Origin of the sequence: Promicromonospora kroppenstedtii (genome assembly GCF_044389675.1) — a bacterium.
Classification (GTDB): Bacteria; Actinomycetota; Actinomycetes; order Actinomycetales; family Cellulomonadaceae; genus Promicromonospora; species Promicromonospora kroppenstedtii.
Genome location: NZ_JBIRYI010000006.1, coordinates 33022 through 55938, shown reverse-complemented (window position 1 = coordinate 55938; position 22917 = coordinate 33022). Strand labels below are relative to the sequence as shown.

Here is a 22917-nt window from a genome sequence, read left to right as displayed (position 1 = left end):
TCAAAGAGAGCCCCGCTCAGCCGCAGGCCGCCGCCTGGTACGGCACCGTCACCGTCTCGGTGGCCCGCCGGCCGTCCACGGTCGCCGTCACGACGGCCGTCACCGCCCCCGTGCCGACCTGCGCAGAGCCGGCCTCGAACGTCAGCTCATCGTCGCCCCTGACCGTCTCGGTGCCGAAGTCGGACGTGACACGGACGGACGCGCCCTCGGCGCCGTCCACCACGACCCGCAGCGTCGAGCCGCCGTCGACGCAGGCGGGGACCGCCCAGACCGTGACACCGTTCGCCGCGTCCTCGGCCTCGCCCGCGGCGCGGGTCGCGGCCCGCTCCTCGGCGCTCGGCGTCGCGGTCGTCGTGACCGGGAGCTCCTCGGCGTCGCCGCCCTGCTCGGCGAGCAGCTGAACCTCGGCGAGCGAGACCTCACGGCCGCCCGAGGACTCCTCCACCACGATCCGCAGGTGCCCGTACTCCGCCGGGTCCTCGACCTCGAAGGACCGGGTCTGCAGCGCCCAGCGGAACTCCTGGCCGGACCGCTCGTCGAGGACGGTCCACGACTCGCCGTCGTCGGACCCCTCCAGGCGCCAGGCCGACGGCGCCGCCGTGCCCGCGGCACCCGAGGTGAGCGTGTACGTGCCCACCGTCGCCGTCGTGCCGGACCCGTCCCACGTGATGGTCGGGGTGCCGGTCGCGAACGTGGTGCGCGAGGACGACGTGTCGTCGACCAGCGCGTCGGCGGCAGAACCGTCGGAGACCGTCACGGTCCCGGCCGCCGTTGCGTCCCGGTCCGGCGTCGGCGGCTCGTCGCCCTCGGTGAGCGACGGCGGGGCGTCGTCGGCCCCCGTGCCCCACGCGGAGGGCTCCGGCCCCATCACGAAGTCCAGCCGGGCGCCGCCCGACAGGTCCTCCTGCGACAGCGAGGTCGAGGTCCGCGAGCGCCCGTCCACGCGCAGCGACTGCACGTAGACGTTCTCCACGGAGTTGCCCCGCGCGTTGATCACCAGGTCGCCGTCGGGCAGGTGCACGGTCGCCTTGTCGAACAGCGGCGAGCCGATCGCGTACTGGTCGGAGCCGACCTGAAGCGGGTAGAAGCCGAGCGCGGCGAAGATCCACCACGACGACATCTCGCCGTTGTCCTCGTCGCCCGGGTAGCCCTGGCCGATCTCGCTGCCCACGAACAGGCGGCGCGTGACCTCGCGGACGATCTCCTGGGTCTTGTGCGGCGCGCCCGCGGCGTCGTACAGCCACGGGATGTGGTGGGAGACCTGGTTGCTCATGCCCCACTGGCCGAGCCGGATGTCCCGCGCCTCGCGCATCTCGTGGATGACGCCGCCGTACCCGCCGGTGTGGGTCGCGTCCTCGGGCGTGGCGAAGAACTCGTCGAGCTTGGCCTCCAGACCTTCCTGGCCGCCGTAGAGGTTGCCGAGGCCGCGCGGGTCCTGCGGCGCGTGGAACGAGAAGTTCCAGCCGCTGGTCTCGGTGTAGCCCCCGCCCCACGTGCGCGGGTCGTACTCGTCCGGAGCGTTCAGGAACGAGCCGTCGGCGTGCCGCGGCTGGAAGAAGTCGATCTCCGGGTCGAAGAGCTCGCCGTAGTGCGTGGCTCGCTCCAGGAAGTAGGCCGACTCCTCGCGCAGGGTCGCGCGCCGGTCCCGCGGCGTGCGCCGGTCCTCGGCGAGCGCCGCGGCCATGTTGCCGATGCCGAAGTCGTTGATCAGCCCTTCCAGGCCCCAGGAGACGGACTCGTGCGTGCTCTCGGGCGTGAAGCCGAGGAACGGCGAGGCCTCCAGGCCCTTGCGGCCCACGGCGTTGTTCGGCGGGGCGACGGTGCCGTTCTTCAGCGCCGCGTCGTAGGCGTCGAGCGCCTTGTCGGTGGGCAGGGAGCCCTTGAGGTAGGCGTCGGCGAACGCGACGTCGGACGAGGTGCCCGTCATCAGGTCCGCGTAGCCGGGCGAGGACCAGCGGGCGATCCAGCCGCCGTCGCGGTACTGCTGCACGAACCCGTCCACGAGTTCCTCGGCGATGTCCGGGTAGAGGAACGAGTACGCGGGCCAGGCCGTGCGGTAGGTGTCCCAGAACCCGTTGTTGACGTAGATCTTGCCGTCGGTGATCTTCGCGTTCGTCGTGGTGTCGGTCGCCTCGCCCGACGGCGCGGTCACCGGGCTCGCGTACTTGTACACGGGCCGCCTGGCGGTGCCGGTGTTCTCGAACTGTGAGTTCGGGTAGAGGTTGAGCCGGTAGAGATTCGAGTAGAGGGTGACCAGCTCGTCCTCGCTGCCGCCCTGGGTCTCGATGACGCCGAGGCGGTCGTTCCACTGCCGCTCGGCGGCGCGCCGGACCTTCTCGAAGGAGCGGCCCGTGACCTCCAGGCCGAGGTTGGCGCGCGCCTGGTCCAGCCCGATGAACGAGGTGGCCACGCGCAGCTCGACGGTGCGGTCGCTGCGGGTGTCGAAGGTCGCGTACCGGGCGCCGGCCCGGTCGCCGGCCGCCTCGCCCACGGCCGACGGCACGCGGTCGAACGTGCCCGCCACGTACATCCGGGTGCGGCCCACGGACAGCCCGCTGCCGTTCTCGACCCAGCCGCTCAGCTCGCCGGTGGCGGCGTCGAACGACAGCTTCGAGGAGCCGGCGACGCGGTCGACGAGCACGTGGCCGGTGGCGGGCCCGGCGTCAGCATCAGCATCAGCATCAGCAGGGAACGTGTACCGCAGCACCGCCGCGTGGTCGGTCGGGGTCACCTCGGCCCTGGTCCCGTCGGCGAAGGTCACGCCGTAGTAGTCGGGGCGCGCGGTCTCGTCGGCGTGGTCGAACGCCAGGCCGCGGGTCTCCAGCCCGCCGTCGGGCACCCCCGCGCCCGTGGCCGGCTGGAAGGCGAGCTGGTTGCGGTCGCCCATCCAGGGGCTGGGCTCGTGCGAGATGCCGATGCCCTGGAGCACCGGGCGGTTCTGGTCGTCGTTCGCGGCCTGGTACTCGTACAGCCAGCTCTGCGAGGACGCGTTGGTCAGCGGCGTCCAGAAGTTGAAGCCGTTCGGCACGGCGGTGGCCGGCACGTTGTTGCCGCGCGAGAACGACCCGCTCGACAGGGTGCCGCGGCGCGTGTCCACGTAGTTGGTCAGGCTGGAGCCGTCGACCCGCTCGGGCCGGGACTCGATCGCGACGTCGTCCAGCCAGCCGGCGAACCTGGTCGCGGCCGAGCCGCCGTCGTTGTCGTAGCCGAGCAGCACCTGGTCGACCGTCCTGCCACGGGCCACGGACCCGAGGTCGACGCGCACGGAGTTCCACTGGTCGGCGTACAGGATCTTGCCCGCGCCCTGCCCGGCTGCCGTCGCGGCCGTGCCGTGCGCGTCGCGCGCGTCGAGGTCGGACAGGTAGGTGCCGTCGGTGAACCGCAGGTCCACGCTCGCGTGGGTGGACGGGTACTCCAGGTCGCCGAGCAGCTCGGGGAAGATCTTCCAGCTCAGGCGGGTGTCGCGCCCCACGCGGACGTCGACGTCGTCGTACAGCACGTTGGTCGCGTGCGCCGCGCCGTCGGCCTGGTGCCCGCCGTCGTACCGGAGGGAGGCGGTGCCGGTGAAACCGACGCCCTTCTTGTTCGTGAGGTCGACCGTGGTGGGCCCGGCGCCGACGGCGGTGGTCATCGGCTGGTCCGCGGGCTGCTCGGAGAGGTCTGCCGACAGGTCCCAGTCGGCGAGCTGCACGATGCCCGCGCCGCGGTTCTGCGTCACGTCCAGCCGGAACCAGGTGTAGGCGGCGGTGGGCTCGTCCAGCTCGAAGACTCGCTGCTCGAACCGGTCCTCGAAGTCCTCGCCGGAACGCTCGTCGATCGTCTCCCAGGTCTCGCCGTCCGTGGAGCCCTGCAGCGTCCAGGCGCGCGGGTCGCGGTCGGCGAAGTCGTTCGCGGAGGTCAGCGCGTACGCCGTGACCGTGGTGGGCTCGGTCATCTCGTAGGTGACCCAGCCCGTGCTCGCGAACGTGAGCCACTTGGTGGCCGACGACGCGTCCGCGAGGTTGGCCGCGCCCTCGTTCGGCAGGTTCTCCGCGCTGGCCGCGACGGCGTCGACCCGGTCCAGCACGCTGCCCGGCAGGCCGACGACGAACTCGCCGACGTTCTCCTGCCACGGGGCGCCGTCGCGCTCGGCGGGCGTGCTCTCCAGGGGCGCCGCGTCGTCGGCCTCGAAGGAGGTGGCGAAGTCGCCGCCGGCGCTCCCGCCCGATCCTCCGCCCGACGTCGCCGCGGCGGGGGCGGTGCCCACGGAACCGGCGCCGACGGGGGCCGCGAGCGCGGTGCCCGAGGGCACCGCGAGCAGCAGGGCGAGCGCTCCCGAGAGAGCGGCGGCCGTCTGCCGGGATCTGGCTCGGCCGGTGACTACGGACATGGGTGGTCTCCCTCGTCGGCTGACAGCGCTGTCGCGTGCCGAACGTAGGTGCAGGCCAGGCCCGGTGTCAACGGGTGGGCAGGCGCAACCCGGTCAGCGCGGCGGCCGCTCGCCGCTGCCCCGGGTGACGACCCGGGTCGGCAGCACGACCTGCTCGACCGTCCGGTCGGGGTCCGCGGACCGCGCGACGGCGAGCTCGGCGGCACGGCGGCCCATCTCGACGGCGTCGTAGGCCACCACGGTGATGCCGAGCAGGTCGGCGAGCTCGAAGTCGTCGAACCCGACCACGGCGACGTCCGCCCCGCCCGGGGTGTCGCGCAGCGCCTGGAGGGTGCCGACCGTGGCCCGGTTGTTCGCGGCGAGGATCGCGGTGGGCGGCTCGGGCGCACCGAGGAGCTCCAGCGCCAGGCCGCGGGCGGCCGCGGCGTCGTGCGCGCCGGAGCGGACCAGCCGCTGCGCGTCGGGCACGCCGGCCTCCGCCATCGCGGCGAGGAACTCGGCGCTGCGCTCCTGGTAGGTCCACAGGTGCGGCTCGTCGCCCACGAAACCGATGCGGCGGTGCCCGTGGGCCAGCAGGTGCGCGACGGCGGACCGCGTGCCGCCGCGGTTGTCGATGACCACGGTGTCGACGTCCATCCCGGCCGCGGGCCGGTCCACGACCACCACGGGCAGCCCCGCGGCGATCTCGGAGCGGAGCGCCGACTGGTCGGCCCCGGCCGGCGTGACGATCAGCGCGCCGACCCGGCGTTCGATCAGCTCACCGGTCAGCGACGCCTCGCGGTCGGGGTCCTCGTCGGACGACGCCGTCAGGAGCTGCAGCCCGTGCTCCCGCAGCTCCCGCTCGATACCGCTGGCGAGAGCGGAGTAGAACTCGTTGGCCAGGTCGCCGGTGATGAACCCGACCAGGCGGGACAGGCCGCCCCGGGCCAGGTCGGCGGCCACGGCGTTGCGCCGGAAGCCCAGCGACGCCGCGGCGTCCTGCACGCGCTCCCTGGTGGCCGAGGCCACGTTGGGCTCGCCGTTGAGCACCCGGGAGGCGGTCTTCAGGCTCACCCCGGCGGCCTGTGCCACCACCGCCAGCGTCGGACGACGCATCACGTCAGGCCCTCCCGTCGTCTGCGCATCAGCATGTCGATGATGATCGCCAGCAGCAGGACCGCGCCGGTGACCATGTACCGCGCGGCCTGGTCCACGTTCATCAGCGTGAGCCCGTTGGCGATGGACTGGATGACCAGCACGCCGAGCACCGCGGACCACGCGCTGCCGCGCCCGCCGAACAGGCTCGTGCCGCCGATCACCGCGGCGGCGATGGCCACCAGGTAGGTGTCCGCTCCCCCGGTGCCCTGGTTCGCGGCGCCCAGCCGGCCCGCCGCGAGCACCCCGCCGAGCGCCGCCAGCGTGGAGCAGGCGACGAAGCACAGGACGACGGTGCGCTGCACCGGCACGCCCGCCAGCATCGCCGCCCGCCGGTCGCCGCCGACGGCGCGCACCGACCGGCCCCAGCGGGTGCGGCGCAGCAGCACGTCGGTGACCACGACCAGTGCGGCGAACAGCACCACCGAGTACCCGATCCCGCGCGCGGTGCCCAGGTAGGCCGCGATCGCCGAGAGCACCGCGGCCAGCACGAGGGTGCGCACCACGATCTGGGGCACGCTCGCGCAGGGCAGGTCGGCACGCCGCCGTCGGGCCCGCGCCACGACCTGGACCACCGCCACGGTGACGACCACGAGCGCGACCAGCGTCCAGGCAGCCACCGGCGAGAGGAAGCCCTGCTGCACCGAGCGGACGAACCACGACTCGAACGGCAGGTTGATCGAGCCCATCGGCCCGAGCACGCGCAGCTGCACGCCGGCCAGGAACAGCAGCCCGGCCAGTGTGAACACGAAGCTCGGCAGCCCCAGCCGCGTCGAGAGCGCGCCGTACCCCAGCCCGACGACGACGCCGCACGCCAGTGCCGCGAGGATCGCGAGCGCCACGGGCCAGCCGAGGTTCACGGAGCCGACGGCGACCACGGCCGCGGCGAGCCCGCTGACCGACCCGACGGACAGGTCGATCTGGCCGACCAGCAGCACCAGCACCACGCCGAGGGCGATCACGCCCACGGGGGCGCTCTGCAGCGTGAGGTTGACCAGGTTCTCGGGGGCGAGGAACGCGGGGTTGACGGCGCCCATCACCAGCCAGATGACCACGAGCGCCGCGAGGATCGGGAGCAGGCTGTTGCCGCCGCGCACCCGCTGCCAGACGGCGCCGGTCAGGCCGGACTGGGCGCTCATCGCCGCACCGCCCGGCCGGAGTCGGCGCGCGGGTTGCGTGCCCCGGGCCGCACCGCGCCGGTCATCGCGGCGAGCAGGTCCTCGTACGAGGCGTCGCCGTCGAAGACGTCGTGCACGCGGCCGAGGCGCAGCACGAGGATGCGGTCGGCGACGGCCTGCAGGTCGCCGGCCTGGTGGCTGACCAGGACGACGGCGTGCCCGCGCTCGCGCAGCCGGACGATCAGGTTGAGCACCTCCGCGGTCTGGCGCATGCCGAGCGACGCGGTCGGCTCGTCCAGCACGACGACGCGCGGCGAGCCGAGGAGCGCGCGGGCCACGGCGACGGTCTGGCGCTGCCCGCCGGACAGGGTGCGGACCGGGTCGCGCACGCTGGGGACGCTCGCGGCGAGCTGGTCGAGCAGGCGCCACGCCTCGCGCTCCATGGCGATCTCGTCCAGGAGCGGGCCGCGCCGGGTCTCGTGCCCGAGGAACAGGTTCTCCACGACGTCGAGGTCGTCCACGAGCGCGAGCTCCTGGAACACGGCCGCGATGCCGAGCGCCCGGGCGGCGGCCGGAGAGTCGAGCACCACGGGCCGGCCCTCGAGCAGCACCTGCCCGGCGTCAGGCCGGTACGCGCCCGCGAGGACGCCCGCGAGCGTGGACTTGCCTGCCCCGTTGTCGCCGACGACGGCGAGCACCTCGTGCTCGTGCACGTCGGCGTCGACGTCGACCAGGGCCCGGACGCCGCCGAACCGCTTGGAGACGCCGCGCAGGGACAGCACGGGGGCGCTCATCGAGCGGCCTCCCCGATCAGGCCGGCCCGCTCGCACGCGTCCCGGTAGGCGGGCACGCAGATCTCATCCGTGGTGTAGACGTGGCCGTCGACGATCACGTGCTCCACGTCGGCGGCGCCCACGGCGCGGGGCGCCAGGAGCACGGTGGGCACGCCCTGGATCACGGCGGTGGTGCGCGGCTCCTCGCCGCGCAGCACCCGGACCGCGAGCTCGGCGGCGGTCTGGGCCTGCTGGTCGGTCGCCTTGTAGACCGTCATGAACTGGTCGCCCGAGATGATGCGCTGCACCGCCGCCAGCTCGCCGTCCTGCCCCGTCGTGACCGGTACGGGGTCGAGGCCCGCGGCCTTGGCCGCGGCGATCGCGCCGCCCGCGATGCCGTCGTTGGCGGCGAGCACGCCGTCGACCTGGCCCGGGAACCGGGTGAGCATGGCCTCGGTCCACTCGGTGGCCTTGTCCGGGCTCCAGTCGGGCGTGTAGTACTCGGCGAGCACGTCGATGTCCTCTCCTTCGAGGGCGCGGCGGGTGCCGGCGGCGATGGCCAGCGCGTTGGGTTCGGTGGCCGAGCCGTGCACCAGCAGCACTCCCGGCCGATCGTCGTCCGCGGTTCCGTCGGCTCCTCCCGTGCCCGGGTCGGCGTCGGTGCCGTTCTCGGCGCCGGTACCGGTACCGGGCCCCGCACCGGCGTCCTTCTCAGCGTCTCGTTCCGTGACCGCACCGGCAAGTGCCGAGCCCAGCAGGAAGCCGATGAACTCGTAGTCGTACGACACGTAGTAGTCCGCGCCGTCCACGAACCGATCGTAGGCGATCACCTCTGCACCCAGCCGCTTGGCCTGCGCCACGATCCCCGCGGCGGCCACGGTGTCCACGGCGTCGAGCACCAGTACCCGGGCGCCCTGGGCGAGCATCGACTCGGCCTGCTGGAGCTGCGCGGCGGCGTCCTGGCCGGCGTTCGCGTACAGCACGGTGCAGCCGGGGCAGCGGCGGCCGGCCACGGCCACGAACGTGGGGTGGTCGGACGCCTCGTACCGGGCGGTCTGCGCCTCCGGCAGCAGCAGCCCGATCGTGCCCTCGTAGGGCGCGGAGGCCGTGCCGCCGGCCGGGCCGGTACCGTCGGACGAGCAACCGCCCAGCCCGACGGCGAGCGCCACGCCCGCCGCGAGCACGGCCCCGGCGCGGCGGCGCGCGCGAGTCACGACGCTCATGAGACCACCCCGAGGGAGCCGAACATCCGGGCCTGGTCCAGGGCGGCGGCCAGTGCGCCGCGCACCCCGGCGTCGGCCCCGAGGGTGGACGGGACCACCTCGACGGGGCCGCGCGACGTCGCCACGACCCGCTGGCCGAGCGACGTGCGCAGCGGCTCGAGGAGCAGGTCGCCGGCCTCGGCGAGCTTGCCACCGATCACGACGACGTCGGGGTCCACCAGGTTGCACAGGTTGGCCAGCGCCACGCCGAGGTGGCGGCCGGCGTCGAACACGACGCGGCGGGAGCCGGCGTCGCCGTCCTGCGCCCGGGTGACGAGGTCGGCGAGGGTGAGGTGTCCGGCCTCGCGGGGCAGCATGGCGAGCAGGCTGGTGGCGCCCACCAGCATCTCGAGGCAGCCGCGGTTGCCGCAGCGGCACACGGGCCCGTTCTCGTCGACGGACACGTGGCCGATCTCGCCGGCCACGCCGGACCGGCCGTGCACCGCACGGCCGCCCAGCACGAGCCCGCCGCCCACGCCGTGGGACACCCGGATGTAGGCGACGGAGTCGTACCCTGCGCCCGCGCCGAACCGGGCCTCGGCGATCGCGGCCAGCGTCGAGTCGTTGTCGGCCGTGACAGGGACGCCGAGCTCGGCGCCGAGGATCTCGTCGACATGCACGCCGTCCCAGCCGCGCATCATGCCGACGGTGACGACCTGGCCGGTGCGGATGTCGACGGGCGCGGGCACGCCCACGCCCACGGCGAGCAGCTCTGACGGGTCGGCCTCCACGGACTCCAGCATCTCGCGGATCAGCATCGCGGTGCGCTGCAGTCCGGCGTCGGCCCGGTGGTCGGGGGCGAGCGGCATGCGCTGCTCGGCCAGGACGCGCATGGAGGCGTCGGCCAGCGCCACGTTGAGCGATCGCATGCCGAACCGGATGCCCGCCACGACGCCGAGGTTGCGCGCGAGCGTGACCTGCAGGGCGCGGCGGCCGTTGCGCACCGACTGCGACGTGTGCAGCACGCCCGCGACGGTGAGCTCCTTGACGATGTTGGAGATCGTGGCCGGGGACAGCCCTGTGACGCCGGCCAGCTCGATCTGCGTGAGGGAGCCACGCTGCTGGACGGCGCTCACGATCCTGGCTCGGTTGGCCTCACGGAGTGAGGTCTGCGAGCCGGGGGTTACCCGATCCGCGCGCACAGCGCCCAGGGTAACCGCCTTCCGGCATGCTCTGGCCCGGAATCGGCCTGGTTTGACGGTTTTGGATACACGAACTGAACGTCCAGGTCACGATCGAGCGACGCTTGCGTTCACTTCTTGACACCAAGGTTCGATGGACGTTCGATAGGACCCGGGTTCACGGGCGTACAGGCGCGCCCGGCCGGTCCACAGGAACGACGCCGTCCTGAGCGCGAGGAAACACTCCTTCGCCGCGTACGACGACGACGCCGCAGGCCGGTGCTCCAGCGACCGAGGAAGGTTGAGGGACCCCAGATGCGAGTGAACCAGAGGATGACCGCGACGGTGGCGACGGCCGCCGTGCTCGGTCTCACGCTGGCCGCGTGCGGCGGCAGCGGTGACGGCGGCGATGGCGGCAGCGCGAGCGGCAGCGCCGACCAGGTCGAGGTGTTCACGTGGTGGGCGGCCGGGTCCGAGAAGGCCGGCCTCGACGCCCTCGTGGGCGTGTTCAACGAGCAGCACCCCGACATCGAGTTCGTCAACGGCGCGGTCGCCGGCGGCGCGGGCTCGGCGGCGAAGGACCTGCTGCAGACCCGACTGCAGGCGCAGGACCCGCCGGACACGTTCCAGGCCCACGCCGGCGCCGAGCTGCAGGACTACATCGACGCGGCGCAGATCGAGGACGTCTCGGACCTGTACGACGAGTTCGGCCTGACGGACGTCTTCCCGGCCGACCTGGTCGACCGGCTCTCCACGGAGGACGGCGCGATCTACTCGATCCCGTCGAACATCCACCGCGCGAACGTCCTCTGGGCCAACCCGACGGTGCTCGAGGACAACGGCATCGACCCCGAGGCGACGTACGAGGACCTCGACGCGTGGATGGCGGACCTCGACAAGCTCGACAAGGCCGGCGTCACCGCGCTGTCGGTCGGCACGACGTGGACGCAGGTCAACCTCCTGGAGACGGTGCTGCTCGCCGACCTGGGCCCCGAGGCCTACAGCGGCCTGTGGGACGGCTCGACCGACTGGGAGGGCCCCGAGGTCAAGGCGGCGCTCGAGGACTTCGAGACGCTGATGAGCTACACCAACGACGACCGTGACGGTCTCGACTGGCCGGAGGCGACCCAGATGGTCATCGACGGCAGCGCGGCGTTCAACGTCATGGGCGACTGGGCCGTGGCGGCGTTCGAGGAGCAGGACAAGGCCCTCGGCACGGACTTCACGGCGGCCCCGGTCCCGGGGACCGACGGTGTGTTCGACTTCCTGGCCGACTCCTTCACCCTGCCGGTGGGTGCCCCGCACCCGGACGGCGCCAAGGCGTGGCTGGAGACCGTGGGCTCGCTCGACGGGCAGGTCGCGTTCAACAAGGCCAAGGGCTCCATCCCGGCCCGGACCGACGCGGACCCCGCCGACTTCTCGGAGTACCAGCAGACGGCGATCGACTCGTTCGCGAACGACACGATCGTGTCCTCGCTGGCGCACGGTGCGGCCGCCCCGGTCGCGACGCTCAACGCGATCTCTGACGCCACCAGCAAGTTCACCACCGGTGCGTCCGACCTCGCCGGGTACCAGTCCGAGCTGGCCGCGGCCACGCAGAGCTGACCCACGGGTGCTTGGAGCTCCCGCGTAACGCACACCGCCGTACGTCGCGCGCCGTCGGGACCGATCCCGACGGCGCGCGGCTGCGCCCACCCTCCCGAGGTACCTACATGCTGAACAAACTGCGGCGAGTCGGGCCACCGCTGCTCATGCTCGCCCCGTCCCTGATCCTCGTCGGCGTCTTCGTCTACGGGCTGATCGTCGCCAACTTCACCACGTCCCTGACGGACAACCACACGGCGGCGCAGGCCACCGGGCAGAAGCCGGCCGTCTTTGTCTGGTTCACCAACTACCTCGACCTGCTGGCCAGCGAGGACTTCCAGCACTCGCTGATGAACCTCGTCCTGTACACGGTCGTGTTCCTCGTCGGGACCATGATCATGGGCTTCCTGTGGGCGTGGATGCTCGAGAAGCCGGTCAAGGGTGAGGGACTGTTCCGCTCGGTCTACCTCTTCCCGATGGCGGTCTCGTTCGTCGCCTCGGGTGTGGTGTGGCGCTGGCTGCTCAACTCCAACCAGGACGAGCAGGCCTCCGGCCTGAACCGCCTGTTCCAGATCGTCGGGCTCGACGCCCTGCAGAACAACTGGTGGAACAACGTCACGTTCGGCATCGTCGCCATCGCCATCCCGGCGATCTGGCAGCTCTCCGGCTACGTGATGGCACTGTTCCTCGCCGGGTTCCGCGGTATCCCCGAGGAGCTGCGCGAGGCCGCCCGGATGGACGGCGCCTCCGAGTGGAAGCTCTACCGGCACGTCCTGTTCCCGCAGCTCTCGCCGGTCGCGCTGTCCGCGCTGATCATCATCGGTCACATGTCGCTCAAGGCGTTCGACCTCATCATGTCGATCTCCAAGCCCGCGAACTACCAGACCAAGGTTCCCGCCGTCGACATGTTCGTCTTCAAGTCGAGCTTCGACTACGCGAACGCCGCCGCCGTCGGCTCGATCCTGCTGATCATCGTCGCGATCGTCATCGTGCCCTACCTGATCCGCACGAACCGCGAGGAGAAGCGATGACCGCCGAGGCCGAACAGCTCACCGCGCACCGCCCGGCGCCCGCCGCGCCGCGCGTCCACAAGGGCCGGTACTCGCTGGCACGCACCCTGAAGTACGTGGGCCTGATCTTCTTCCTGATCGTCGTCCTGATCCCGGTGTACGTGCTGCTGGTGACCAGCTTCAAGGGCACCGGCGACGCCGACCCGAGCCGCGCCTGGAACCTGCCCCAGATCTGGACCACGGAGAACTGGGCCACGGCCTGGACCACGCTGGCGCCCGCGATCGGTCGTACGCTCGCGATCGTCGTGCCGAGCTCCATCATCTCGGCGTTCCTCGGGTCGCTGAACGGGTTCGTGCTCTCGCGCTGGAGCTTCAAGGGCGCGGACATCGTCTTCACGCTGATCCTGTTCGGGATGTTCATCCCGTACCAGGCCGTGATGATCCCCCTGACCCAGCTCGTGCTGGACCTCGGCATACCCACGGGCGTGCCCACGCTGATCCTGCTGCACGTGGTCTACGGCATCCCGATCACGACGCTGATCTTCCGCAACTACTACTCGACGGTGCCGCACGAGCTCATCGAGGCCGGGCGCGTCGACGGCGCGGGCATGCTGCGCACCTACTGGTCGATCGTGCTGCCGATCTCGATCCCGAGCTTCGTCGTGGTGCTGATCTGGCAGTTCACGTCCGCGTGGAACGACTTCCTGTTCGCGGTGTTCTTCTCGTCGTCGCAGAACGGCCCGGTGACCGTGGCGCTGAACAACCTCGCCAACGGCGCGCTGCTGCAGAACTACGGCGTCTCCATGGCGGGAGCCCTGTTCGCGTCGCTGCCGACGCTGATCGTGTACATCATCCTCGGCAAGTACTTCGTGGGCGGGCTGATGTCCGGCTCGGTCAAGGGCTGATACCCGGGAGGTGCGGCTGGTCGGCAGTTTCGGGTGGTCGGTAGTTACGGGTGGTCGGTAGAAGGTCAGGTGGTCGGCAGCTCGAGCTGCCGACCACCTAACCTTCTGCCGACCATCCGGAACCGGGCGATCGCCCGAAGCCGCCAGCCGCTCCCAAGCTGCCGATCACCCCGCGCCGACCCGGTCACACCTCCCCGACCGCGCGCTCCTCGGCCGGGGCAGCCTGCGCGACCGGCGCCGTCGTCTCCAGGGCGTGGATCAGGGACTGCGCGTCGTACGGCCCCGTGTGCCGGCGGCCGTTGACGAAGAACGTCGGCACCGCGGTGATCTCCATGGCCTCGGCGTCGAGCACGTCGTCGCGCACCCGGCCCGCCACCTCCGGGGAGACCAAGTCCCGTTCGAACCGCTCGACGTCGAGCCCGAGCTCCTCCGCGCGCCGGACGATGTCGGAGGGCAGCTGGTTCTCCTGGTCGAGCAGCAGGCTGCGCTCCATCGCGAAGAACTCGCCCTGCAGCGCGGCGGCCTCCGAGGCCTCCGCCGCGGCGACGGCGTTCGGGTGGTAGCGGTCCAGCGGGGCGTGCCGCCAGACGTACCGCAGCCGGTCGCCGAGCTCACGGTGCACCTCCTGGATCGCGCCCGACGCCTTGGAGCAGAACCCGCACTGGAAGTCGCCGTACTCCACCAGCGTGTAGGGCGCGTCGGCCGGACCGTACACGTGGTCCCGGGCCGGGTCGACGGGGCGCAGCAGCGTGCTGCCCGCTTCCTTGGCCGGGTGCACGCGGTCCGAGATCTTGAAGATGACGGCGGCCAGCGCGAACGCGATCACGGACGCCGTCAGCACGCCCACCCGGGCCTCGTTCTGCACTCCGGGGTCCTCGATCGCGAGGTCGACGATGAACAGCGAGATCGTGAAGCCGATGCCGCACAGCGCGCCGCCCCCGGCGAGCCGGTCGAGCGCCAGGCCCGGCCCGAGGTCGCCGATGCGCAGCGCGCGCATGACCGTCCCGGACCCCAGCACGCCGATGAACTTGCCCACCACCAGGCCGACGATGATGCCCCACGTGATCGCGGACCCGGCCGCTGCCGCCAGGATCTCCGCGTTGATCTGCACGCCCGCGTTCGCCAGCGCGAACAGCGGCAGGATCACGTACGCGACGTACGGGGCGTAGGCCGACTGGAGGCGCTCGTTGATCGAGATCGACTCCCGCAGGCTGTTCGCCGCGGCCCGCGCGTAGTCGCTGTTCGGCGACTGCCGGAACGTGCGCGCCAGCGTCAGGGCGTGCTCGACGTCGCGCCGGCTGGGCCGGTAGACCGGCACCAGGAGCGCGATGGCGACACCGGCCAGCGTCGGGTGCACGCCCGAGGCGAGGAACGCGAGCCACACGATGATCGACAGCGTGGCGTAGATGGGCCCGCGCCCCGTGGGCACGTACCGCGTGAGGTAGACGCCGGCCAGGCCGACGGCCGCGACGAGCAGCGGGAGCGGGTCGAAGTTCTCGGTGTAGACCAGCGCGATGATGCTCAGGGCGCCGATGTCGTCGACCACCGCGAGCGCTAGCAGGAACACTCTCAGGCGGCCGGGCGCGCGTGGTCCGATGAGGGCGAGCGCGCCCACGACGAACGCGGTGTCGGTGGAGATGACGATCCCCCACGCGTGCTCCCAGCCGGAGCCGCGCGCGATGAGCACGTAGAGGACGGCCGGGACCACGAGCCCGGCGACGGCGGCGGCCACCGGCACCATGGCGCGGGACCAGCTCGTGAGCTCGCCGATCGCGAACTCGCGCCGCACCTCCAGGCCGACGGTGAAGAAGAAGATGGCCATGAGGGCGTCGTTGACCAGGGCGTGCAGCGTGAACTCGACCTGGAAGTCGCCCACCCCGATATTCAGGTGGGTCTCCCAGAACTCGGCGTACGACTCGTGGGAGACGTTGGCCCAGACGATCGCGGCGACGGTGCCGAGCAGGAGCAGGAGCGCGCCGAGGCGGCTCTGGCCGAGCGAGCGGATCCAGACGGCGATGGAGGGCCAGCGTGGCCCGGGCTGGTGCGTCTCGGGGTCGGGCGACCGCTCGATAATGGTCAGGTTCGCCATCTTTTCTCCTGTTTCGCGCGTCGCCACGACCGGTCAGCATGAAAAGTAGTGATTCTTGCCGATCAGAGTAGTGCGCGACCCGCACCGTTCCACAGGCTTTCACCCGCGTCGCGGTCCGGTATCCGCCCGGGCAGTCGTCCGGAGACTCAGCCGGCGTCCCGCGCGACCCACCCGGCCGCGTCGGGGCGCACCGCACCGTCGCCGACCAGGGTGGTGAGACGCTCCTCGAGGAGAGCGAGCTCAGCGGCGCCGATCCGCCGCCCCCAGGCCTCCCGCAGCTCGTCGAAGATCGCCTCCCCCTGACGCAGCACGTCGAAACCGTGCTCGGTCACCCGCAGCCGCTTGCGCCGGGCGTCGGCGGGGTCGGCCTCGCTGGAGACGTAGCCACGGTCCACGAGGACCGCGATCGTCTTCGCCGCCGCCTGCTTGGAGACGGAGGTGCGGCGGCCCACCTCGGAGGCGCTGCCCGCGCCCGCGGCGATGGCCCGCATCGCGAAGTCGTGCACCGGGCGGAAGTCGTCGTAGCCACGGGCGGCCAGTTCGACCACCGCCGCGTCCACGAGCGTGCGGTAACCACCCAGGAGCAGGAGGGCAAGATCGGCGCCGGATCGAGACATGGCGTCAGCCTATGTGCCCACTGGACAAAGACAACTGGGTTGACTACTTTTAGACAACCCAGTTGTCTACTTCCATCGACCCCAGGAGCTGACCCCCATGGGCCGCACGACCACCACCCCCACGACCACCACCGCCACGGCAGCCACCCCCGCCGTGACTCACCACACCGCGTGCCTGAACGGCACGGAGCTGCACTACGTGGCGGCGGGCACCGCTGGCTCCCCGGTCCTGCTCGTGCACGGGTTCCCCGAGACGTGGTGGGCGTTCCACCGGGTGATCCCCCTGCTGGCCGAGCGGCACCGGGTGTTCGCCGTCGACCTGCGCGGTTTCGGCGACTCGGCGACCGCGCCGGAAACCACGGAGGGCACCGGCGGCAGCGCGACCGCGGCCGAGGACCTGCACCAGCTGATCGAGCGGCTCGGCCTCGGCCCGGTGCACCTCACGGGCCAGGACATCGCCGGGGCCACGGCGTTCCGGCTCGCGGCGACGCACCCCGAGGACGTCGCCAGCCTCACCGCCGTCGAGATGGGGCTGGCCGGCTTCGGGCTCGAGAACCTCGCCGACGTCACCAGTGGCGGCTCCTGGCACGTGGGCGCCCTTGCGGCCCCCGGCATCCCCGAGCTGCTGCTCGCCGGGCGCGAGCGGGAGTTCCTCGGCGAGTGGGTGTTCCCCACCATGACGGCGGTGCCCGACGCGATCACCGAGGCGGACGTCGCCGAGCTCGCGCGCACCTACGCCCGCCCCGGCGGATGGCGTGGCGCGGCCGGGCTGTACCGGTCGATGCTCGCCGAGGGCGACGAGCTCAGAGCCCTCGCCCAGGCGAGCCCGCTGACCGTCCCGGTGCTGGCGGTCGGCTCGAGCGGCGGGCCGTTCACCGCGCGGACGATGAGCCAGGTCACGGGCGGCGCGGTCCGGTCCGTGCTGCTGGACGGCGTCGGGCACCACGTCGCCCTCGAGGCGCCCGGCGCTCTGTCCGAGGCGATCCTCGCCTTCCTGGCCGACGTCGACGACCCGGCCGCTCCCGCTGACCTACGCTGACCCCCATGGCCACGGACTCCCCGCCCGACCGCGACCGCGATCCCGACCGCGACTTCCAGGCGGTCGGGATCGACGACGACACCCGGCTGGTCTACCGGTACGTGCTCGCCCAGGGCACGGTCCGGGTGGAGGACGTGGCGCAGGGCGTGCCGCTGGAGGGCACCGACTTCGCCGGGATGCTGGCGCGGCTGCGCGCGGCCGGGCTGATCAACCGCACCAGCGGGAGCGACGGCGAGTACACGGCCGTGGACCCGCGCGTGGCGCTGCGGGCACTGACCGACCGGACGGCGGCACAGCTCGACCGGGTCCGCTCGACGATCCCGGACCTGGCCGGCCTGTTCGAGCAGACCTCCGACGTCGCCGGCTCGGGGGCGGGTGTGCACGTGATCGACGACCCGGCGCTGATCGGCGCCTGGTACACGCGCATGCAGCACGAGGTCACGGCCGAGTTCCTGGCGTTCGACCGGCCGCCGTACGTGCTGGCGGACGAGAACCCCGTCGAGCCGCTCGCGCTGGCACGTGGGGTCCAGTGGCGGGCCGTGTACGCGGCGGAGGTGCTGGACCTGCCGGGCGCCTGGGCGGAGTTGCGCCATGCGGCGTCGGTGGGCGAGCAGGCCCGGATCGCGCGGACGCTGCCCACCAAGCTGGCGATCGCCGACCGGCGCACCGCGCTGGTCAGCACGGACCTCGACCCGCAGCACCCGGCCGCCGTCGTGGTCGAGGGCGGCCCGCTGGTGGACCTGCTGTGCGCCGCGTTCGAGGCGGCGTGGGCCGACGCCGTGGAGATCCCCGCCGCCGACAGCCTGGAGGGGGCCGCTCCCCCGGACCGCGGGCCGAACAAGGACGACCGGGCGCTGCTCGCACTGCTCGGCTCCGGGGCCAAGGACGAGGCGATCGCGCGCGAGCTCGGCCTGTCCGAGCGGACACTGCGCCGCCGCAGCGCCGACCTGATGCGCCGCCTCGGTGCGGCCAACCGGTTCCAGGCGGGGATGCAGGCCGTCCGCAAGGGGTGGCTCTAGAGGCTGGGGTGAAATTTGCCTTCGTGCGTGACGTCCGTGTAAACACTTGCGGCCGGTACCGGCCAGTGGCCACATCCGGCCATTTCGCCCATTGCCCACGTAGGGTAGCGCGGGCTAGACAGCCCTCATGCAACCTCTGCCCTCCGGCCGCCGCCGGGGTCTCCTCCTCGGGAGCGCCCTCGTCTCGGCCTCACTGGTCCTGTCACCGGGCACCGCCGTCGCGGCCCCGGACGTCGCACGCGACGCCGACCCGGTGCGCGTCATCATCGAGCTCGACTCCCCCACGGCCGCCGACGTCGTCGGCCAGGAGGCAGTCGCCACCGCGCGGAGCGGTTCCGGCTCCGCGCGTGCCCGCAGCGCCTTCGCCGCCGACTACCGGGCCGCCGTCGAGACCGTCGAGGAGGCCCAGGAGGGCATCACCTCCTGGGCCGTGCGCCAGGACATCGACCTGGACGACACCGAGTCGGTGACCGGCCTGCTGTCAGCCGTCGTCGCCACCGTCGACCCCGCGGACCTCGCCGAGCTGCGCGAGGCCCCCGGGGTCGCGCGTGTCACCGAGGACGCGCCCGTGCGCATCCTGGGCGACGAGGCGAACATCCCCGCCACCCGCGCCCCCGAGGTCTGGGAGCGCGAGGACGCCGGCGGCGCGCCCGTCACGGGTGACGGGCGCACCGTCGCGATCATCGACACGGGCATCGACTACACGCTGGCCGACCTCGGCGGCGGGTTCGGCCCCGGCCACCGCGTGGCCGACGGGTACGACTTCGTCAACGACGACGCCGACCCCATGGACGACCACATGCACGGCACGCACGTGGCCGGCATCGTCGGCGCGGGCGGCGACAACCTGACCGGCATGGCGCCCGACGTGACGCTCACGGCCTGGAAGGCCATGGACGCGAACGGCGGCGGCACCACCGAGGACCTGCTGCTCGCGCTCGACGCCGCGACGAACCCGCTGGGCGACTACCCGGCCGACGTCGTGAACATGAGCCTCGGCACGCCCGGCGACGGCACCGACCCGCTGGGTCGCGCCTCCACCGCCGCGGTGCGGCAGGGCGTCGTGGTCGTGGCCGCGGCGGGCAACGCCGGGCCGTACGACCAGACCGTCAGCTCGCCCGCCGCCGCCGAGGGCGTCATCGCGGTGGGCGCGCAGGTCACCGGAGTGTCCGACCCGACGCTCACGCTGGCCGGTGCCGAGCGGGGCGACGCGCCCCGTCCGCTGGACGTCACGCGGTTCCCGATGTCGGCCAACCCGCCGGCGGGCGGCCTCACGGCCCGCCTGGTCGACGTCGGCGACGGCTTCGACGAGGAGGACTACGAGCAGGCGGGCGACGTGCGCGGCGCGATCGTCGTCATGCAGAGCATGACCACCACGTCGCTGGGCCAGGTCCAGGGTCCGCACCTGCTGCAGGCGCAGCTCGCCGAGGAGCACGGCGCCGTCGGCGCCCTGCTCTACACGCCCAGCCCGACGGATCCGGCCGGGGACGACGGCGGCGCCGGCCCGCAGGGGTCCGCGAACATCCTGGCTGGCGGCGGGTTCGACCTGCGCCGCGAGTCGCTGGTGATGATGAACATCCCCTCGGCGCAGTACCAGACCTTCAAGGCCGAGGTCGCGGCCGGCACCGCGCGCGGCACCATCGGCTCGGTCGACCGGACCGACACGATCACGGACTTCAGCTCGCGCGGCCCGAGCGACGCCATGACGCTCAAGCCCGAGATCGTGGCCCCCGGCTTCGAGATCATGTCCGACATCCCGGCCATGTTCGGGGTGGACGGCGACAGGTACCGCATGTCCGGCACGTCGATGGCCGCACCGCACGTCGCGGGCGCCGCCGCCCTGCTCGCGCAGGCCCGCCCCGAGCAGACCGCGGAGCAGCTCCGCGCGACCCTCATCGGCAGCGCACAGCCGCTGGAGTCCGACGACGCCGAGGTGTCGCCGTCCGCCCAGGGCGCCGGCAAGCTCGACGTCGCCGCCGCCGTGGACCAGCGGGTCACCGCCTCGCCCGACGCCGTCTCCCTGGGGCTGGCCGACATGGGCGGCAAGCCGGCCCGCACCAGCACGGTCGTGCTGCGCAACTCCGGCACCAAGGCCGTGACCGTCAGGCTGGCGGCCGAGCCCGCCGCGACCAGCACCGGCAAGGCCGAGCTCTCGGCGCGCCAGGTCAAGATCCCGGCCGGGCGCAGCGCGTCGGTCGACCTCACCGTCACCCCCGACACCAGCGGCCCCGCCGCCGGCTCGGTCGACGGCGAGACCTCCGGCGTCGTCGTGGGCACCGTCTCGGACGGCAGCACCGTGCGTGTCCCGTACGCCGCCTACGTGCGGCCGCTCCAGGTCCAGTCCTCGCCGTCGCTGGCGACCAAGGCCACCGACGTCTTCGTCTACACGCCGATGGCGCCCGAGGCGGCGCCGACGGTGCGGGCCACGGCCCCGTCCGGCGAGCAGTACACCACCGCGCTCACCGCGCTCGGCACCAGCCCCGGCTGGTACCGCGGCACCGTGCCGCTGGACGAGCCCGGCACCTATGCGCTCGACGCCCGGGCGACCGTCGCCGGGCGCACGCTGACCGGCAACGGCGGCGTGCAGTCCGAGGGCGCCGGCCAGGCGGGCACGTGGGAGCAGGTCGGCCTCTCCGGCGCAGCCCGCGAGCTCGCCACCTCCCCCACCGCCCCGGGGACCGGCCTCGCCATGGCCGGGTCCGGCGTGCACCCGTTCGTGACGACCGACCACGGCGTCACCTGGGAGCGGGTGCGCAGCATGCCCGTGGCCGACGGCTGGGGCATCCCCGTGGCCGACTCGACGACGCCCGGCGGGTTCTACGTGGCCCTGAACGGCGCCGCGGGCAGGGTCACGCTCGACCCGAGCTACCACGGCCGCATGGTGCACACCGCCGACGCCGGCAGGACCTGGACGGTGCTCCCGTTCCCGGACGTCGCGATCAGCGAGCTCGTCGCCCACGGCGACGCGCTGGCCGCGGTCACCGACGACGGCCTCTACCTCAGCAGGGACGGCGGCCAGCGCTGGCGACGCGTCGCCCCGCAGTGGGACGGACTCGTGTCCGGCGCCGCGTTCGCGGGCGACGACCTGCTCATCGCCACCTACGACGGCGTCTACCGCATCGCGGGCGTCCTCGACGGTGGCAGCGAGGTCACGCAGCCGTACGTGACCACCGACTACCCCGACCGCCCGCAGGGCATCGTGGCCGAGGGCTCCAGCGCCGTGCTGGTCCGCGGCGACGGCGTGGCGCTCACCTCGACGGACTCCGGGGCGACCTGGACGGAGGGCGGCGACACCGAGCAGTCCTACGTCACCGTGACCACCCTGACGAACGGCACCGTGTACGCGTCGGGCCTGTCGTCGTTCAGCACGAGCGACGACCTCGGCAAGACGTGGCAGACCCACCCGCTGCCCGCGCGCGGGCCGCTCGCGACCGACGTCGACCACTGGCCCGGCACGCCGGACGAGCAGATCGTCATGTCGATGGAGAATGCCGGCATCTACACGACGGACGACGGCGAGGAGTGGACCAAGGCCGGGGTCTCCGGCTCCGACGTGACCGGCGTGCACGCCGGGGTCGACGCCGACGGCGAGCCCGTGCTGCGCGCCGTCGACTTCGAGGGACTGCACCAGCGCTCCGTCGCCGACCTGACCCCGGACGAGCAGAACTGGGGCTCCATCGGGCACGAGGGCGTCATCGGGCGGCAGGTCTCCGAGGTCACGCAGTCGCCGCTCGGCGACCGCACCGTCTGGGCGATCGGCACCAACGCGTTCGGCGGCGGCCGCATCCTCACGGCGGGCGCCGGCCAGTCCGACGCCGACCTCACGCAGGTGGGGCCGACCGGCGGCTTCAGCCCGACGGCGCTGGCGGTGTCCCCGCACGACGAGGGCACGGTCGCCGTGGGCTACACGTCCCTCGTGGACACGGGCCTGATGGTCTCGACCGACGGGTTCGAGACGTGGACCAGCTACGCGCACGAGGTGCTGGTGCAGCAGGTCGTCATGGACCCGGTGGACGAGGACCGCCTGTGGCTGGCGACGTCGTCCGGCCTGTACCGGTCCGACGACCTGGGCCGGACGATCACGCGGCTGACCAAGGACGAGGTGCGGTCGGTCTGGGTCGACCCCGCCGACACGGACCACGTGGTGATCGGTGAGACGCCCGGCATCCGGGTCAGCACGGACGGCGGCGAGACCTTCGCCGACGCCGAGGTGCCGAACACGTCCGCCGCGGTGGGCACGTTCGTGGCCGTCGAGGTGCCGGACGGCCCGGCCGCGGGCACCGAGCTCCTGGTCGCCGGCGCTGCGCGCTGGCGCCCGTACGGCCTGGCGGCCAACGGCGCGGGCGTCCTCGTCTCGGCCGACGGCGGCGCCACGTGGGCGTCGGCGTCGGGCGGCCTGACGGCGATGTCGGTGCGGTCCCTGGCCGTGAGCGCCGACGGCGCCTGGGTCTACGCGGGGGCCGACGAGGGCGGCGTGCACCGCAGCGCGGTCACTGCCCTGGTGCCGGCCGACGCGCTGCCCGCGGCCACCAGCACGGAGATCAAGGCGCCGTCCTCGGTCCGCCCGCTGGAGACGTTCCTGGTCAAGGTCACCGTGTCGGCCGACGACGCCACGCCGTCCGGCCGGGTGACCGTGACGGTGGGCCAGGACGGCGACCGCCGCCCGTACGAGCGCACCGTGAAGCTGCGCGGTGGCCGGGCCGACGTGCTGGTCCCGCCGCTGCTGCGGTCCGGCGAGTACACGATCACGGCGGAGTACGGCGGCACCGAGGACCTCGGGGCCTCGACGGCCACGGAGAACCTGGAGGTCAGGCGGCGCTGATACGCGGCGCCGAGGCCCCACCGGGTGATCGGTAGAAGGTCAGGTGGTCGGCAGC

The 22917-nt window shown here is 72.9% G+C and carries 14 protein-coding genes; 6 read left to right on the top strand and 8 right to left on the bottom strand.

What is annotated here, in order from left to right:
• Window positions 1-16: 16 nt before the first annotated feature.
• The 6 genes from ACH47X_RS10915 to ACH47X_RS10890 form a co-directional block, all read right to left on the bottom strand.
• The gene (locus ACH47X_RS10915; RefSeq protein ID WP_397404101.1) at window positions 17-4369 is read right to left on the bottom strand and encodes a GH92 family glycosyl hydrolase; all 4353 of its coding nucleotides are present in this window, start codon (window positions 4367-4369) and stop codon (window positions 17-19) included.
• A 93-nt stretch (window positions 4370-4462) separates the two neighbouring features.
• Window positions 4463-5464, bottom strand: coding sequence for a LacI family DNA-binding transcriptional regulator (locus tag ACH47X_RS10910; RefSeq protein ID WP_397404613.1), 1002 nt, complete (start codon window positions 5462-5464; stop codon window positions 4463-4465).
• Window positions 5464-6642, bottom strand: a complete 1179-nt coding sequence (locus tag ACH47X_RS10905; RefSeq protein WP_397404099.1) for a sugar ABC transporter permease — start codon at window positions 6640-6642, stop codon at window positions 5464-5466. Before ACH47X_RS10905 ends, ACH47X_RS10910 begins: the two co-directional genes overlap by 1 nt.
• Window positions 6639-7415 (bottom strand): ATP-binding cassette domain-containing protein, encoded by a 777-nt coding sequence (locus tag ACH47X_RS10900; RefSeq protein ID WP_397404097.1) that lies wholly within the window; start codon window positions 7413-7415, stop codon window positions 6639-6641. Before ACH47X_RS10900 ends, ACH47X_RS10905 begins: the two co-directional genes overlap by 4 nt.
• The gene (locus tag ACH47X_RS10895) at window positions 7412-8617 is read right to left on the bottom strand and encodes a substrate-binding domain-containing protein (protein WP_397404095.1); all 1206 of its coding nucleotides are present in this window, start codon (window positions 8615-8617) and stop codon (window positions 7412-7414) included. Before ACH47X_RS10895 ends, ACH47X_RS10900 begins: the two co-directional genes overlap by 4 nt.
• Complete coding sequence (locus ACH47X_RS10890; protein ID WP_084800342.1) at window positions 8614-9732, bottom strand: ROK family transcriptional regulator; 1119 nt, start codon at window positions 9730-9732, stop codon at window positions 8614-8616. Before ACH47X_RS10890 ends, ACH47X_RS10895 begins: the two co-directional genes overlap by 4 nt.
• Before the next feature lie 378 nt (window positions 9733-10110).
• On the opposite strand from ACH47X_RS10890, the gene ACH47X_RS10885 reads away from it, so the two are divergent.
• The 3 genes from ACH47X_RS10885 (at window position 10111) to ACH47X_RS10875 (ending at window position 13276) form a co-directional block, all read left to right on the top strand.
• Window positions 10111-11382 carry an ABC transporter substrate-binding protein gene (locus ACH47X_RS10885; RefSeq protein ID WP_084800341.1) on the top strand — a complete coding sequence of 424 codons (1272 nt, stop codon included), beginning with the start codon at window positions 10111-10113 and terminating at the stop codon, window positions 11380-11382.
• A 107-nt stretch (window positions 11383-11489) separates the two neighbouring features.
• Window positions 11490-12392, top strand: coding sequence for a carbohydrate ABC transporter permease (locus ACH47X_RS10880; RefSeq protein WP_036962478.1), 903 nt, complete (start codon window positions 11490-11492; stop codon window positions 12390-12392).
• Window positions 12389-13276: a carbohydrate ABC transporter permease gene (locus ACH47X_RS10875; RefSeq protein WP_036962475.1), complete on the top strand. Its 888-nt coding sequence runs from the start codon at window positions 12389-12391 to the stop codon at window positions 13274-13276. Before ACH47X_RS10880 ends, ACH47X_RS10875 begins: the two co-directional genes overlap by 4 nt.
• A 184-nt stretch (window positions 13277-13460) precedes the next feature.
• On the opposite strand, the gene nhaA is transcribed toward ACH47X_RS10875, so the two are convergent.
• Together nhaA and ACH47X_RS10865 are read right to left on the bottom strand one after the other, a co-directional pair.
• Entirely contained in the window at window positions 13461-15365 is a 1905-nt protein-coding gene (gene nhaA, locus ACH47X_RS10870; protein WP_397404091.1) for a Na+/H+ antiporter NhaA, read from the bottom strand.
• A gap of 146 nt (window positions 15366-15511) precedes the next feature.
• Window positions 15512-15982: a MarR family winged helix-turn-helix transcriptional regulator gene (locus ACH47X_RS10865; protein ID WP_397404088.1), complete on the bottom strand. Its 471-nt coding sequence runs from the start codon at window positions 15980-15982 to the stop codon at window positions 15512-15514.
• A gap of 97 nt (window positions 15983-16079) precedes the next feature.
• Here ACH47X_RS10865 and ACH47X_RS10860 point away from each other — a divergent pair, with 97 nt between their 5' ends.
• The 3 genes from ACH47X_RS10860 (at window position 16080) to ACH47X_RS10850 (ending at window position 22862) form a co-directional block, all read left to right on the top strand.
• Window positions 16080-17021, top strand: a complete 942-nt coding sequence (locus ACH47X_RS10860; RefSeq protein WP_397404086.1) for an alpha/beta fold hydrolase — start codon at window positions 16080-16082, stop codon at window positions 17019-17021.
• Window positions 17022-17026: 5 nt separating this feature from the next.
• Complete coding sequence (locus ACH47X_RS10855; protein ID WP_397404084.1) at window positions 17027-18040, top strand: LuxR C-terminal-related transcriptional regulator; 1014 nt, start codon at window positions 17027-17029, stop codon at window positions 18038-18040.
• Between the two features lie 127 nt (window positions 18041-18167).
• Complete coding sequence (locus ACH47X_RS10850; RefSeq protein ID WP_397404082.1) at window positions 18168-22862, top strand: S8 family serine peptidase; 4695 nt, start codon at window positions 18168-18170, stop codon at window positions 22860-22862.
• The last annotated feature ends 55 nt before the right edge of the window (window positions 22863-22917 follow it).